Below are 14,243 nucleotides of genomic sequence, written 5' to 3' on the forward strand. Positions count from 1 at the left end.
ATGGCCAACGGCGAAGAGTCAATTACTGCGGCATGGCAGTCAGTGCTCGGCTCACTCGAGACCGATGAGCGCATCACGCCGCAGTTGTACGGATTCCTCAGCCTGGTCGAGCCGAAGGGCATCATGGCCGGCACCCTCTACCTCGAGGTGCCGAACGAGTTCACCCGCGGCATGATCGAGCAGCGCAGCCGTGTTCCCCTTCTCAATGCGATCGGCGGACTCGACGACTCGCTGGCCGTCAGCAACTTCGCGATCGTCGTCAATCCTGAGATTCAGCAGGAGTCGCTCGAAGCGCCGGCCGAACAGCCCGACCCCGGCTACATCGACATCCCGGCGGCCCCGGCTCCGGTGACGGAGATCACGGCCCCGCCGCGCAACGCCGACACCCGCCTGAACCCGAAGTACAGCTTCGACAACTTCGTCATCGGCCAGTCCAACCGGTTCGCACATGCTGCGGCCGTCGCCGTCGCAGAAGCGCCGGCCAAGGCATACAACCCCCTCTTCATCTATGGGGAGTCCGGGCTCGGCAAGACCCACCTCCTCCACGCCATCGGCCATTACGCGATGAGCCTGTACCCGGGCATCCGCGTGCGTTACGTCAGCTCCGAGGAGTTCACGAACGACTTCATCAACTCGATCGCCAACAACCGCGGTTCGCTCTTCCAGTCGCGCTACCGCAACATCGACATCCTTCTGATCGACGACATCCAGTTCCTGCAGGGCAAGGCCGAGACCCAGGAAGCCTTCTTCCACACTTTCAACACGCTCCACGACCACAACAAGCAGGTGGTCATCACGAGCGACCTGCCACCGAAGCACCTCACCGGTTTCGAAGACCGGATGCGGTCCCGCTTCGAGTGGGGACTGATCACGGATGTGCAGGCGCCCGACCTCGAGACCCGCATCGCGATCCTCCGTAAGAAGGCCCAGAGCGAGAAACTCCAGGTTCCCGACGACATCCTCGAGTTCATGGCCTCGAAGGTCTCCAGCAACATCCGCGAACTCGAGGGCACGCTCATCCGCGTCACCGCGTTCGCGAGCCTCAACCGCACGCCCGTCGATATGAACCTTGTGCAGACAGTGTTGAAAGACCTGATCACCCTCGACGACGACAATGTGATCGCACCGGTCGACATCATCACCAACACTGCCGACTACTTCAAGCTCACCGTCGACGACCTCTACGGCTCGAGCCGCTCGCAGGCCGTCGCAACAGCAAGGCAGATCGCCATGTACCTGTGCCGTGAGCTCACCAACCTCTCCCTTCCGAAGATCGGACAGCTGTTCGGCAACCGCGATCACACCACTGTGATGTACGCGAACAAGAAGATCAGCGAGCTCATGAAGGAGCGTCGCTCCATCTACAACCAGGTCACCGAGCTCACCAGCCGCATCAAGCAGAACCACCGATACAGCAAGGGTTAACCTGCGCATCCCCCTTTTCGGGGGAGAAGTGTGAATACTCACACTGTGGATAACTTGTGGACAACGGTCGAACAACCGGGCCTCGAATGTTGACTAATGACATGTTCTTGTGAGTTACGCCGTTGCGGCCGGCGACGTTCCCACCCGCATGTTTACGCGGATCCACAGTCCATCAACATCTCACACTCGTGTAGTTCCCAATGCTCGTCTGGCATCGAGCGAGTTATCCACAGTTTCCACAGCGGTTAACACCATTAAGAGTTAATTAATCTCCAGTGGGACTCGACAACCTTGACCCAAGGTCGCTCGAACGCGCGTCGCCTCGCGGGACGCAAGCGCTAGCATTGTCACGATCCATCCGCTCCCTACGACAGAGGTGACTTCGTGAAGTTCCAGGCCAATCGGGATGTATTCAGCGAAGCTGTTTCGTTTGCCGTGAAACTTCTGCCGCAGCGAACCACATTGCCGATCCTGAGCGGTGTGCTGATCGAGACCACCGAGACCGGCCTGCTGTTGTCGTCGTTCGACTACGAAGTATCGGCGCAGACCGAGATCGCCGCCGAAGTCGAGGAACCGGGCAAGATCCTGGTCTCCGGGCGCCTTCTCGCCGAGATTGCGAGCAAACTGCCGAACGCCCCCGTGCAGCTCTCGACGGAGGAGTCGCGCATCATCGTCCGCTCCGGGTCGGCGAGCTTCACCCTCCTGTCCATGCCTGTCGAGGAATATCCGAGCATCCCGCAGGTCTCCGGCCAGTCGGGCCTCGTACCTGCAGAGGAATTCGCCACGGCCGTGGCGCAGGTCGGCGTCGCCGCCTCACGCGACGATGTGACCCCGGTCATCACCGGCGTGCAGCTCGAAGTCGGCGACAACACGCTCGGCCTCGTCGCCACCGACCGCTACCGGGTCGCGGTGCGCGAGATCGACTGGGATGGCGGCGGTTCGGGCGAGACCGTCACGGCACTCGTTCCCGCGCGCACGCTGCAGGAGATCGGCAAGACGCTCGGGCACAGCGGAACGATCGCCATCTCGATCACCAACCGCGACGACCGGGAGCTGATCGCGTTCACCGCGGACAAGAAGACCGTCACATCTTTGCTGATCAAGGGCAATTTCCCGCCCGTGCGGCGACTCTTCCCCGAGACCGTCGACAACTACGCGGTCATCAACACCGCCGAGCTGATCGAGGCGACCCGTCGCGTCTCACTCGTCCTGGAGCGCGAAGCAGCACTCCGGTTCACGTTCTCCCTCGAGGGATTGACGCTCGAAGCGATCGGCTCCGAGCAGGCGCAGGCTTCCGAGAGCATCGACGCTCTCCTCACAGGCCAGGACACGGTGGTTTCGCTGAAACCGCAGTTCCTGCTCGATGGTCTCGGTGCGGTGCATTCCGAATTCGTTCGCATCTCCTTCACCAAGACCGAGAACCCCAACAAGCCGGGACCGGTCCTGATCACGAGCCAGTCCAGCAAGGACCAGGCCGGCGCGGACAACTACAAGTACCTGCTGCAGCCGAACCTGCTGCTGCGCTGAAGCGCTCACAGGCAGAGAGGGAGAACGAAATGCACATCGGCCTCATCGGTCTCGGCAAGATGGGCAACAACATGCGTGCCCGCCTCGAGAAAAAGGGAATCGAGGTGACCGGTTACGACACGAACCCCGATGTGTCCGATGTTGCGACGGTCGCAGACCTGGTCGCCGCCCTTCCCACGCCGCGCGTGGTCTGGATCATGGTTCCGGCCGGCGCTGTGACGGATGCAGTGGTCAACGACCTCGAGCCCTTGCTCGAAAGGGGCGACCTGGTCATCGATGGCGGCAACTCGCGCTTCACCGAAGACTTCAGACACTCGGAGCAGCTCGCGCCGAAGGGGGTCGACTTCATGGATGCCGGCGTCTCCGGCGGCGTCTGGGGCCTCCAGAACGGTTACGGCCTGATGGTCGGCGGCAGCGCGGCCCAGGTCGAGCGAGTGATGCCCGTCTTCGACGCACTCCGCCCGGACGGCCCGCGTGACGAAGGCTTCGTGCACGTCGGCGAGGTCGGCGCCGGCCACTACGCGAAGATGGTGCACAACGGCATCGAGTACGCGCTGATGCAGGCATACGCCGAAGGCTATGAACTTCTCGACACCCGCAAGGACATCATCAAAGATGTGACCGGCACCTTCAAGGCGTGGCAGCGCGGAACGGTCGTCCGCTCCTGGCTGCTCGAGCTCCTCGTCCGCGCCCTCGAGCAGGACCCCGAGTTCGAGCACATCGAGGGCTACGTGCAGGATTCCGGCGAGGGCCGGTGGACGATCGAGGAAGCACTCGAGAACGCGGTCCCGGTTCCGACGATCAGCGCCTCGATCTTCGCCCGTTTCGTGTCGCGGCAGAAGGATTCGCCGGCGATGAAGGCCGTGGCAGCACTGCGCAACCAGTTCGGCGGCCACGCTGTCAAAGCGGTCGACTGACCTGCGCGATGAACTGACAGAGTGCGTGTCACCCACCTTTCACTGACCGACTTCCGCAACTATCCGACCGCGGAAGTGCCGCTGGTCGCAGGCCCGAACCTGTTCGTCGGCCGCAACGGCCAGGGAAAGACGAACCTGGTCGAATCGCTCGGCTACCTGAGCACGCTCGGATCGCATCGCGTCTCGAGCGACCAGGCGATGATCCGGCAGGGGGCGGATGCAGCGATCGTCCGCGCGCGGATCGCCAACGACGGGCGCGAACTGCTCGTCGAGGTGCAGCTCAACCGGGCGGCGGCGAACCGGGCGCAGGTCAACCGTTCGCCGATCAAACCGCGGGAGCTGCCGCGGTACTTCTCGAGTGTCTTGTTCGCGCCGGAAGACCTCGCCCTCGTGCGTGGTGAGCCGGGCATCCGCCGCCGTTACGTCGACCAGCTGCTCGTGCAGCGCAACCCGCGCATGGCCGGAGTGCTCGCCGACTACGATCGTGTGCTGCGTCAGCGCAACTCCCTGCTGAAGTCGGCGCGCGCCTCCGGCCTGCGCGAATCCCAGCTGACCACCCTCGAGATCTGGGACGACCGGCTCGTCGGCCTCGGGTCGGAGATCGTGGATGCCCGCGTCGAGCTGATCGGGCGTCTCAGCGACCCGATCACCGCGGCCTATCGCTCCGTGGCAGGTGACGACCACCATCCGAAGCTGATCCCCCTGCTGACGATCCGGGGCGCCGAGGTCGAGGATGCCCAGGACGGATCGGGGCGGGCGGATGCTGTCGACCCTGGGACGACCGGCGACGCGGCAGACGCGACGGACACCGCATCCGCCTTCCGTGCATCGCTCGCAGCTGTTCGGCGCAAGGAACTGGACCGCGGGATCACGCTCGTCGGCCCGCATCGCGACGACATCCTCTTCGAGCTGAACGGACTGCCGGCGAAGGGATATGCCAGCCACGGCGAGTCCTGGTCGTTCGCGCTCGCGCTGAAGCTCGCATCCGCCGAGCTCCTGCGCCGCGAATCGACGACGGGCGACCCCGTGCTCATTCTCGACGACGTCTTCGCCGAGCTCGACCAGGCCAGGCGACGGATGCTCGCAGCAGCGGTCCACGATTTCGAACAGGTGCTCATCACGGCGGCCGTGTTCGACGATGTTCCGGATGAGCTGACCGCGCACACGGTCCGCATCGAGGCGGGGGCGGTCGTCGATGCCTGACGAACGTTCACCCGACGATGGAGCCGCCCCGCACAGCGAGGCCTCGGCTGTCTACCTGCGTTTCCGCGAGCTCTTCGGGGGAGTGCCGGCACGATCGCGACGCTCACGACCGGCGAAGGACCGGGAGGAGGGCGCCAGTGTTCCGTTCGGTGTCGGTCGCGACCCACGCGGGCTCGGCAACATCATGGATTCACTCACGACCGAGCTCGGCTGGAGCTCACCGCTCGCACAGTCGGAGCTGATGGAGGGGTGGGTCGATCTCGCCGGAGAGGAGACGGCGAATCACTCGACGCCGATCGGCATCAGCGAGGGCGTTCTCACCGTCTCGTGCGAGTCGACGGCCTGGGCGACGCAGCTGCGGATCATGCGCACCGAACTCATGACGCGGATCGCCGTGCGCTTCCCCGACGCGGGCATCCAATCAATCCGTTTCCAGGGGCCAGAGGCCCCCTCCTGGAAAAGAGGTCCCAGATCAATTCCAGGGCGTGGCCCGCGCGATACCTACGGTTGAGAACGCAAAAGAGGTCACCGACACAAAATAAACGCGTCAGACGGGCGATTATGGCCTTTCAGGCAGCCCGCTCTTGGTAGAATGGATAGGTCACACTGAGTGCGGTCAGGAGCCTAATTTCATATGACGATGGAACCCACGAAAGCCGAGACGGAACACGACTACGGTGCCAACGAAATCCAGGTCCTCGAAGGTCTTGAAGCCGTTCGCAAACGTCCCGGAATGTACATCGGTTCCACTGGTCCCCGCGGTCTCCACCATCTAGTCTACGAAATCGTCGACAACTCGGTCGATGAGGCGCTGGCCGGTCACGCCGACAACATCGAAGTGACGATCATGCCCGACGGCGCCGTGCGCGTCGACGACAACGGTCGCGGAATCCCGGTGGATGTCCACCCTGTCGAGAAGAAATCGACCGTCGAGGTCGTTCTGACGATCCTGCACGCCGGCGGAAAGTTCGGCGGCGGCGGATATGCCGTCTCCGGCGGCCTGCACGGTGTGGGCAGCTCGGTGGTGAACGCCTTGTCGAGCCGGCTCGACATCGAGGTGCGGCGCCAGGGCCACAAGTGGACCCAGAGCTACCGCAACGGTGTTCCGGTGGCGCCGCTCGAGCAGGGAGAAGAGTCCGACGAGTCCGGCACGACAATCACCTTCTGGCCGAGCCCCGAGACGTTCGAGACGACCGAGTTCGACTACGAGACGCTGCGCGTGCGCTTCCAGCAGATGGCGTTCCTCAACAAAGGACTCCGCATCGCTCTGACCGACGAGCGCCCGACCGACGACCCCGAAGAAGAGCCGCAGAAAGACGTCTACCTCTATGAACAGGGGCTCACCGACTACGTGCACTACCTGAACACGGCCAAGAAGGCAGAGCTCGTCAACGACGAGATCATCTCCTTCGAGTCCGAGGACACGGATCGCAAGATCGCGCTCGAGGTGGCGATGCAGTGGACCACCGGGTACAACGAGAGCGTCTTCACCTACGCGAACACGATCAACACGCATGAGGGTGGAACCCACGAAGAGGGCTTCCGCGCCGCACTCACCACCCTGGTGAACAAGTACGCGCGCGAGAAGGGCATCCTCAAGGAGAAAGACGACAACCTCTCCGGCGACGACGTGCGCGAAGGCCTGACCGCGGTCATCTCCGTGAAGCTGTCCGAGCCTCAGTTCGAAGGCCAGACGAAGACCAAGCTCGGCAACACCGAGGCCAAGGCGTTCGTGCAGAAGGTGGTCGGGGACCAGCTCGGCGACTGGTTCGACCGCAACCCGAACCAGGCCAGGGAGATCATCCGCAAGGCGCTCCAGGCGGCGACCGCCCGGCTCGCTGCCCGCAAGGCGCGCGAGACCGCCCGACGCAAGGGACTGCTCGAGGGCGGCGGAATGCCCGGCAAGCTCAAGGACTGCCAGTCGAAAGACCCGTCGGTCTCTGAGATCTTCATCGTGGAGGGCGACTCGGCCGGCGGCTCCGCCGTGCAGGGCCGCAACCCGGAGACGCAGGCGATCCTTCCTTTGCGGGGCAAGATCCTCAACGTCGAGAAGGCGCGGCTCGACCGTGCCCTGGCGAACAACGAGGTGCAGGCCATGATCACCGCGTTCGGTGCAGGGATCGGCGAGGACTTCAACCCGGAGAAGGCGCGGTACCACAAGATCGTGCTGATGGCGGATGCCGACGTCGACGGCCAGCACATCACGACCCTGCTCCTCACCCTTCTGTTCCGCTACATGAAACCCCTCATCGAGCTCGGCTACGTGTACCTCGCGCAGCCGCCGCTCTACCGTCTGAAGTGGTCGAACGCCGAGCACCAGTACGTCTACAGCGACCGCGAGCGGGATGCGCTTCTCGCCGACGGGGTCGCCGCAGGCAAGCGCATCCCGAAAGACAACGGAGTGCAGCGGTACAAGGGTCTCGGCGAGATGGACTACAAGGAGCTGTGGGAGACCACGATGAGCCCCGAGACCAGAACCCTCCTCCAGGTGACCCTCGACGACGCCGCAGCCGCCGACGAGATCTTCGCCACCCTGATGGGCGAAGACGTCGAGTCACGACGCAATTTCATCCAGAAGAACGCGAAGGACGTGCGTTTCCTTGACATCTGACAACATCATTCCCGACGACGCCGCGGCCGCCGAGGGAGCTCCGATCGACTACGGCGTGCACGGCAGGATCGACCAGGTCGACCTGCAGTCGGAGATGCAGCGCTCCTACCTCGACTACGCGATGAGCGTGATCATCGGGCGTGCTCTTCCCGAAGTGCGTGACGGACTGAAGCCGGTGCACCGCCGCGTGATCTACGCCATGTACGACGGCGGCTACCGCCCCGACAAGGCGTTCTCGAAGTGCGCGCGCGTGGTCGGCGACGTGATGGGGCAGTTCCACCCGCACGGTGACACTGCGATCTACGATGCGTTGGTTCGTCTCGTGCAGCCGTGGAGCCTGCGCTACCCGCTCGCGCTCGGCCAGGGCAACTTCGGCTCGCCCGGAAACGACGGCGCCGCTGCTCCCCGGTACACCGAGACCAAGATGGCGCCGCTCGCCCTCGAAATGGTCAGGGACATCGACGAGGAGACCGTCGACTTCCAGGACAACTACGACGGCCGCACCCAGGAGCCGGCGGTGCTCCCGGCCCGCTTCCCGAACCTGCTGGTCAACGGTTCTGTCGGCATCGCGGTCGGCATGGCCACGAACATCCCGCCGCACAACCTGCGCGAGGTGGCCGACGGCGCCCTGTGGCACCTCGCCCACCCCGATGCGACCCGTGAGGAGCTTCTCGAGGCGCTCATCCAGCGCATCAAGGGCCCCGACTTCCCGACCGGGGCGCAGATCCTCGGCATCAAGGGCATCCAGGACACCTACCGCACCGGTCGCGGCTCCATCACGATGCGCGCGGTCGTCAACATCGACGAGATCCAGGGGCGAACCTGCCTCGTCGTGACCGAGCTTCCGTACCAGGTCAACCCGGACAACCTCGCGATCAAGATCGCCGACCTCGTGAAAGACGGCAAGATCAGCGGCATCGCGGACATCCGCGACGAGACCAGCGGCCGCACCGGCCAGCGCCTCGTGATCGTGCTCAAGCGCGACGCGGTCGCGAAAGTCGTGCTGAACAACCTGTACAAGCACACGCAGCTGCAGGAGAACTTCGGCGCGAACATGCTCGCGATCGTCGACAACGTGCCCCGCACCCTCGCTCTCGACGGATTCATCACCGCGTGGGTCGACCACCAGATCGAGGTCATCGTCCGGCGCACGGAGTACCGCCTGCGCAAGGCCGAGGAGCGCGCCCACATCCTGCGCGGCTACCTCAAGGCGCTCGACGCACTCGACGAGGTCATCGCGCTCATCCGCCGGTCGCCGACCGTCGACGATGCGCGCGAAGGACTGATGGGCCTGCTCGAGGTCGACCAGGTGCAGGCCGATGCGATCCTCGCCATGCAGCTTCGCCGGCTCGCCGCCCTCGAACGCCAGAAGATCATCGACGAGCACGACGCGATCGAACTCGAGATCACGGACTTCAAGGCGATCCTCGCCGACACGGTGCGCCAGCGCACGATCGTCAGCGACGAACTCACCGAGATCGTCGACCGCTACGGCGACGACCGCCGCACCGAGATCATGTTCGGGTTCGACGGCGACATGAGCGTCGAAGACCTGATCCCCGAAGAAGAGATGGTCGTCACCGTCACGCGCGGCGGCTACATCAAGCGCACCCGCAGCGACAACTACCGTAGCCAGCACCGCGGCGGCAAGGGCGTGAAGGGCGCGCAGCTGCGCGGCGAAGACGTGGTCGATCACTTCTTCGTCACGACGACGCACCACTGGCTGCTGTTCTTCAGCACCAAGGGGCGCGTCTACCGCGCAAAGGCGTACGAAGTCCAGGAGGCCGGCCGCGATGCGAAAGGCCAGCACGTCGCCAACCTGCTCGCCATGCAGCCGGATGAGGAGATCGCCGAGATCCTCGACATCCGCGACTACACCGCGGCGAAATACCTGGTGCTCGCGACCCGTGATGGCCTGATCAAGAAGACTGCGCTCAGCGAGTACGACACCAACCGTTCGGGCGGCATCATCGCGATCAAGCTGCGCGAAGAAGACGAGCTCGTCTCGGCGCTGCTCGTCGAAGACGACTCCGACCTCCTCCTCGTCTCGCGCAAGGGCATGTCGATCCGCTTCACGGCGAGCGACGAAGCGCTCCGCCCGATGGGGCGTTCCACCTCGGGTGTCATCGGAATGCACTTCCGCGGCGAAGACAAACTGCTCGACGCTTCCGTCGTCTCAGACGAGGGATATGTCTTCGTCGTCACCGAAGGCGGGTACGCGAAGCGCACCGCGGCCGACCAGTACCGCCTGCAGAACCGCGGCGGTCTGGGCATCAAGGTCGCGAAGCTGAACGATGACCGCGGAGACCTCGTGGGCGCACTCATCGTCGACGAAGAGGACGAGGTCCTTGTGGTTCTTGCCAGCGGCAAGGTGGTACGCTCTGCCGTGGCCGAGGTACCCGCCAAGGGCCGAGACACCATGGGTGTCGTATTCGCACGATTTGCCGAGACCGACAAAATCATCGCTCTGGCAAAGAACACCGAACGTAACCTTGATTCACACGAGGGTGATGAAGAATCAGAGGACGTCGGGAAGGAAGAGACCGTAGATGAGTAGTAGCGTCGCTGAAAAGCTCGCCCGAAAATCGTCGCGCCGTCCGGCGTCGGCCAAGCAGGTCCGGCTGAAGCTGGTCTACATCGACTTCTGGTCGAGCGTGAAGCTGTCGTTCCTGGTGGGACTGTGCCTCGCGATCATCGCGATCGTCGGCACGTTCCTCGTGTGGACGGTGCTCAACCAGACCGGGATCTTCGACCAGGTCAACAGCCTCTTCAAGGACATCTCCGGGTCCGGCGGAGCCGACCTCAAGTCCATCCTCGGGCTCGGCCAGGTGATGGGCTTCTCGCTCATCGTCGCAATCCTCGACATCGTGGTGATCACCGCGCTCGGCGCGATCTTCGCCCTGCTGTACAACCTCAGCGTGAAGATCACCGGCGGCCTGCTCGTCGGCTTCACGAACAACTGAGCCGTGCTTATGGCGGCGCCGGTCCTCGCCCGGCGCGGCATGGCTTCGCTTCGGCCGCGCGCGAGTGCCCTTCGCTTCGCGGGTACCGGAGGTAGCCCGCTCAATTCGGAGAATCCGTGAGAATCAGGTAGTCTCTAATTCGCCCAATCGGGCACTCGGGGATATAGCTCAGGCGGTTAGAGCGCTTCGCTGATAACGAAGAGGTCCGAGGTTCAAGTCCTCGTATCCCCACGTGTTTGTTTCTGGCTTCGCCCGTCCTCGCCCGGCGAACGCGAACCAGGAGAGCACCGCAACTCAATACCCCCCGGGGCCTTAGCTCAGTTGGTAGAGCGCCTGCTTTGCAAGCAGGATGTCAGGAGTTCGAATCTCCTAGGCTCCACAAATATCTCCCGATCGGGCCGCGTCACCTTTCGGTCAGCGATCCCGGCGGCACGATCGGCCGGGTCGCGAACGGACTCGAGTACGAGACGCTGGTGGTCACGCTGCCCAGCGTGCCGACGCGACCACTCACCTGCTCGAGATGGCGCATCGACGTCGCGACGACCTTGATGATGAAACAATCGTCGCCCGTGACGTGATGAGCCTCGACCACCTCGGGAATCGCGCCGAGAAGCTCGTGGAGAGGCGCGTAGTTGCTGCTCGGGTACCGCAGGCGCAGATAGGCGAGGATGCCGTAGCCCAGGCGCTCCGGATCGACCACCGCCCGATACCCCTGGATCACGCCCGCCTCCTCAAGCCGGCGCACGCGCTCGGCCACTGCGCTGTTGGACATGTGGACCGCTCGCGAGAGGTCAGCGATGGACTGACGGCCATCCGTCTGAAGCTCGGCGAGGATGCGGTCGTCGACCGCGTCGGTCACGAATGTGGAATCGATGGTCATTCGGGAATTCTGCCACCAGATTGACGGCGCGGGAGCGACAATGCCGCAGAACGACTCTTCAATCGGGCGATCTTCGCCTCTAGCCTGTGGTCATGACATCACACTCGGAACCCGTACGACATTTCGCTGCAAAACTCCGGTTCGAGACCGACCCGTCTGACGTGCACGCTGCCATCGAGAACGGCGACGCATTCGTTCTCATAGACACCCGCGGTGAAGAGGCATGGCGACAGGGGCGCGTTCCGCAAGCGATCCACCTGCCGACCGCGGAGATCGGGCAACGCGCATCCGCCGTCGTCGCGCCGGGGACACCGGTTGTCGTGTACTGCTGGGGGCCAGGCTGCAACGGCTCGACGAAAGCGGCCCTCCAGTTCAGCCTGCTCGGTTACGAAGTGCGCGAGATGATCGGCGGCTTCGAGTACTGGGCGCGCGAAGGCCTGCCGGTCATCGACGAGAACGGCGCGGTCGAACGCAACATCGACGAGTTGACTGCGCCCATCGGAATCGGCGCGATCGACTGCGCCTGCTGACCCTCAGGCGTTGAACCGCAGGCCGAACCCCTCGAAGTAGGACGCCAGCCGGTTCAGCTCCTTCACGTGTTGCCGCCGTGACGTGTCGAGGACGGCCGACACCATGATCACCGCTCCCGATGCCGGCTCCTCGTCATCAGTGATCCACAGGGTGACGCTGGCATCGGAGGTCTGGCTGAACGGGCGCGTCCACTTCGACGGACGCGGTCGCGTGGCGACCACGTGGTCAGAGCGTCGCGCCATGACGGCCCAGCGACCATCCGTAGTGAGAAGGGATTCGACCCGGTCCAGGGCCTCATGACCGCACAGTGGAGTACGGAATGCGTGCTGTACCTCGACAACGGACACAAACCTGAACGTACAGTGAACACACCCTGTGTGCAGAGCCCCCTTTCGGGTGAAGCGGTCACCGGATGCGGGCCGCCGCAGTAGGGTGACGGAATGGACATCCGGGTTGCCGCGTACGGAGTGATCGTCGACGGGGAGCGCATCCTTCTCGCACACTGGAACGAAAGCGGACGGTCGGGGTGGACGCTCCCGGGCGGAGGAATCGACCCGGGGGAGGATCCCGCAGATGCCGCGCGGCGCGAGATCCTCGAGGAGACGGGTTACACCGCGGAACTCGACACACTGCTCGACATCGACTCACGGATCGTGCCGGCCGACCAGAGGCTCGACGGGTCGGGGCGGCCGCTGCACGCGCTGCCCATCATCTACCGGGCGCACATCCTGTCGGGCAAACTGACGAACGAACTCGAGGGGACGACAGACGAGGCCGCCTGGTTCCGGCTCAGCGAAGTGCCGAACCGTCGCGTCGAGCTGGTGAACGTCGCGCTCCGGCTGATCGCGCCATCCGCCTGATCCTTTCAGCTCCAGATCCTTTCAGCTCCAGCGCGCGCGAACGAAGGGGGGCGCCGTCCGCAGACGCCACCCCTCTTAGAAGTCGTACAGGCTACTCGCTTGCCGGTGATGCAGGTTCTTCGTCGGCGACCCACAGCTCGTCGTCGGCGCGGAACGTCTGCCAGACGGCGTAGAGCAGGCCTGCTGCCGCGATCAGGCCGAGCACGACCGCGACCGCACCGCCTGCACCGCGGCCGGACTTCTCTTCGACCACCTTGCGCGACGTGAACGGACGCTCGCCCGCATAAGCGCGGGCGCGGGCATCGCGCGCATAGTCGGCCATCGACATCGCGGTGCCGATCGCGGAACCGACGGCAGGGATGACGTCGCCCACGAATCGCTCCTTCGCGGCACCCGCAAGACGACCGGGCGCTTCCATTCCCGGGCGGACATACTGGTGGTAGCCCGCATGCACACGCGGGGCCACTTCTTCTCTGTTAAGGTGTCCGACCTGCCTGCTGGCCTCCTTGGCCACGGCGTTCGCGCGAGCGAGGAGGTCCTGCTGCTCCTCCCACAGCTCCTCAGCGGCACTGCGCAGTTGATCGAGTTCCTTCTTACGCTTCTTTGTCAGGCTCATATGGACCTCCATTGCGTGGTGTAGCGAACAGTCTCCATCTTGCCACCGAATGCGCTGAGGGTAACCCGAGAGGTTCGAACGCCTGTGCAAGAATTGACCTCATGTCAAAGCACACCGCTGTCGCCACACTCCACACGAACTACGGGGACATCAAGGTCAACCTGTACGGAAACCACGCCCCCAAGACGGTCAGGAACTTCGTTGGACTCGCGACGGGTGAGATCGAGTGGAAGAACCCGTCCACGGGTGCGACCACCTCGGACAAGCTCTATGACGGTGTGATCTTCCACCGCATCATCCCCGGTTTCATGATCCAGGGCGGCGACCCCCTCGGCACCGGCACCGGCGGCCCCGGCTACCAGTTCGACGACGAGATCAACCCGGAACTCGACTTCACCGAGCCGTATATTCTCGCGATGGCGAACGCCGGCATCCAGGGCGGTCGCGGCACGAACGGCTCGCAGTTCTTCATCACCGTCGCGCCGACGACCTGGCTCCAGGGCAAGCACACGATCTTCGGTGCTGTCGAAGACGAAGCCTCGCGCAAGGTGATCGACAAGCTGGCAGACCTGCCGACCGACGCCCGCGACCGTCCGCTGGACGACGTGGTGATCGAGTCGGTCACGGTCGAGCAGGCCTAGGGCTCCTATGACACAGCCCGCGGATACCCGGGCTGCCTATTGCTACCGGCACCCGGACCGCCAAAGTTA

General features: G+C 64.2%; 14 protein-coding genes and 2 tRNA genes. 13 read left to right on the top strand and 3 right to left on the bottom strand.

Annotated elements, in window-relative coordinates:
• From dnaA to ACPPVQ_RS00050, 10 genes are all read left to right on the top strand, one after another.
• A complete protein-coding gene (gene dnaA, locus ACPPVQ_RS00005) occupies nt 1–1,425 on the top strand; it encodes a chromosomal replication initiator protein DnaA (protein ID WP_426517334.1) in 1,425 nt (474 codons plus the stop codon).
• 384 nt (nt 1,426–1,809) lie between these two features.
• Nucleotides 1,810–2,952, top strand: a complete 1,143-nt coding sequence (gene dnaN, locus ACPPVQ_RS00010; RefSeq protein ID WP_426517336.1) for a DNA polymerase III subunit beta — start codon at nt 1,810–1,812, stop codon at nt 2,950–2,952.
• Entirely contained in the window at nt 2,949–3,869 is a 921-nt protein-coding gene (gnd, locus tag ACPPVQ_RS00015; RefSeq protein ID WP_426521343.1) for a phosphogluconate dehydrogenase (NAD(+)-dependent, decarboxylating), read from the top strand. Before dnaN ends, gnd begins: the two co-directional genes overlap by 4 nt.
• A gap of 21 nt (nt 3,870–3,890) precedes the next feature.
• Complete coding sequence (gene recF / locus ACPPVQ_RS00020; RefSeq protein ID WP_426517338.1) at nt 3,891–5,072, top strand: DNA replication/repair protein RecF; 1,182 nt, start codon at nt 3,891–3,893, stop codon at nt 5,070–5,072.
• Nucleotides 5,065–5,583 carry a DUF721 domain-containing protein gene (locus tag ACPPVQ_RS00025; protein ID WP_426517340.1) on the top strand — a complete coding sequence of 173 codons (519 nt, stop codon included), beginning with the start codon at nt 5,065–5,067 and terminating at the stop codon, nt 5,581–5,583. Before recF ends, ACPPVQ_RS00025 begins: the two co-directional genes overlap by 8 nt.
• Before the next feature lie 123 nt (nt 5,584–5,706).
• Nucleotides 5,707–7,683, top strand: a complete 1,977-nt coding sequence (gene gyrB / locus ACPPVQ_RS00030; RefSeq protein WP_426517342.1) for a DNA topoisomerase (ATP-hydrolyzing) subunit B — start codon at nt 5,707–5,709, stop codon at nt 7,681–7,683.
• 7 nt (nt 7,684–7,690) lie between these two features.
• On the top strand, nt 7,691–10,240 hold the full coding sequence (gene gyrA, locus ACPPVQ_RS00035) for a DNA gyrase subunit A (protein WP_426521345.1): 2,550 nt from the start codon (nt 7,691–7,693) through the stop codon (nt 10,238–10,240).
• The gene (locus tag ACPPVQ_RS00040; protein WP_426517344.1) at nt 10,233–10,646 is read left to right on the top strand and encodes a DUF3566 domain-containing protein; all 414 of its coding nucleotides are present in this window, start codon (nt 10,233–10,235) and stop codon (nt 10,644–10,646) included. Before gyrA ends, ACPPVQ_RS00040 begins: the two co-directional genes overlap by 8 nt.
• 157 nt (nt 10,647–10,803) lie before the next feature.
• Nucleotides 10,804–10,877: transfer RNA gene (locus ACPPVQ_RS00045), tRNA-Ile, on the top strand.
• Between the two features lie 75 nt (nt 10,878–10,952).
• Nucleotides 10,953–11,025, top strand: a tRNA-Ala gene (locus ACPPVQ_RS00050).
• 24 nt (nt 11,026–11,049) lie between these two features.
• Here ACPPVQ_RS00050 and ACPPVQ_RS00055 read toward each other — a convergent pair.
• Nucleotides 11,050–11,526 (bottom strand): Lrp/AsnC family transcriptional regulator, encoded by a 477-nt coding sequence (locus tag ACPPVQ_RS00055; RefSeq protein WP_426517346.1) that lies wholly within the window; start codon nt 11,524–11,526, stop codon nt 11,050–11,052.
• A gap of 92 nt (nt 11,527–11,618) precedes the next feature.
• On the opposite strand from ACPPVQ_RS00055, the gene ACPPVQ_RS00060 reads away from it, so the two are divergent.
• Nucleotides 11,619–12,056: a rhodanese-like domain-containing protein gene (locus ACPPVQ_RS00060; protein ID WP_426517348.1), complete on the top strand. Its 438-nt coding sequence runs from the start codon at nt 11,619–11,621 to the stop codon at nt 12,054–12,056.
• A gap of 3 nt (nt 12,057–12,059) precedes the next feature.
• Here the strand turns inward: ACPPVQ_RS00060 and ACPPVQ_RS00065 are convergent, their stop codons facing one another.
• Nucleotides 12,060–12,404 carry a hypothetical protein gene (locus ACPPVQ_RS00065; protein WP_426517350.1) on the bottom strand — a complete coding sequence of 115 codons (345 nt, stop codon included), beginning with the start codon at nt 12,402–12,404 and terminating at the stop codon, nt 12,060–12,062.
• A gap of 93 nt (nt 12,405–12,497) precedes the next feature.
• Here ACPPVQ_RS00065 and ACPPVQ_RS00070 point away from each other — a divergent pair, with 93 nt between their 5' ends.
• Entirely contained in the window at nt 12,498–12,917 is a 420-nt protein-coding gene (locus ACPPVQ_RS00070) for an NUDIX hydrolase (protein ID WP_426517352.1), read from the top strand.
• Nucleotides 12,918–13,008: 91 nt separating this feature from the next.
• Here ACPPVQ_RS00070 and ACPPVQ_RS00075 read toward each other — a convergent pair whose 3' ends face one another.
• Nucleotides 13,009–13,533 (bottom strand): hypothetical protein, encoded by a 525-nt coding sequence (locus ACPPVQ_RS00075; protein WP_426517354.1) that lies wholly within the window; start codon nt 13,531–13,533, stop codon nt 13,009–13,011.
• Nucleotides 13,534–13,634: 101 nt separating this feature from the next.
• Here ACPPVQ_RS00075 and ACPPVQ_RS00080 point away from each other — a divergent pair, with 101 nt between their 5' ends.
• A complete protein-coding gene (locus ACPPVQ_RS00080) occupies nt 13,635–14,174 on the top strand; it encodes a peptidylprolyl isomerase (RefSeq protein WP_426517356.1) in 540 nt (179 codons plus the stop codon).
• Nucleotides 14,175–14,243: the final 69 nt, after the last annotated feature.

Origin of the sequence: Leifsonia sp. McL0618, from assembly GCF_049994905.1 — a bacterium.
Lineage (GTDB): Bacteria > Actinomycetota > Actinomycetes > Actinomycetales > Microbacteriaceae > Diaminobutyricibacter.

Coding starts and splice junctions, on each gene's coding strand:
- ACPPVQ_RS00080 (WP_426517356.1), top strand. CDS start 13,635: ATGTCAAAGCACACCGCTGTCGCCACACTCCACACGAACTACGGGGAC.
- ACPPVQ_RS00055 (WP_426517346.1), bottom strand. CDS start 11,526: ATGACCATCGATTCCACATTCGTGACCGACGCGGTCGACGACCGCATC.
- dnaA (WP_426517334.1), top strand. CDS start 1: ATGGCCAACGGCGAAGAGTCAATTACTGCGGCATGGCAGTCAGTGCTC.
- ACPPVQ_RS00060 (WP_426517348.1), top strand. CDS start 11,619: ATGACATCACACTCGGAACCCGTACGACATTTCGCTGCAAAACTCCGG.
- gyrB (WP_426517342.1), top strand. CDS start 5,707: ATGACGATGGAACCCACGAAAGCCGAGACGGAACACGACTACGGTGCC.
- ACPPVQ_RS00070 (WP_426517352.1), top strand. CDS start 12,498: ATGGACATCCGGGTTGCCGCGTACGGAGTGATCGTCGACGGGGAGCGC.
- ACPPVQ_RS00025 (WP_426517340.1), top strand. CDS start 5,065: ATGCCTGACGAACGTTCACCCGACGATGGAGCCGCCCCGCACAGCGAG.
- ACPPVQ_RS00040 (WP_426517344.1), top strand. CDS start 10,233: ATGAGTAGTAGCGTCGCTGAAAAGCTCGCCCGAAAATCGTCGCGCCGT.
- ACPPVQ_RS00075 (WP_426517354.1), bottom strand. CDS start 13,533: ATGAGCCTGACAAAGAAGCGTAAGAAGGAACTCGATCAACTGCGCAGT.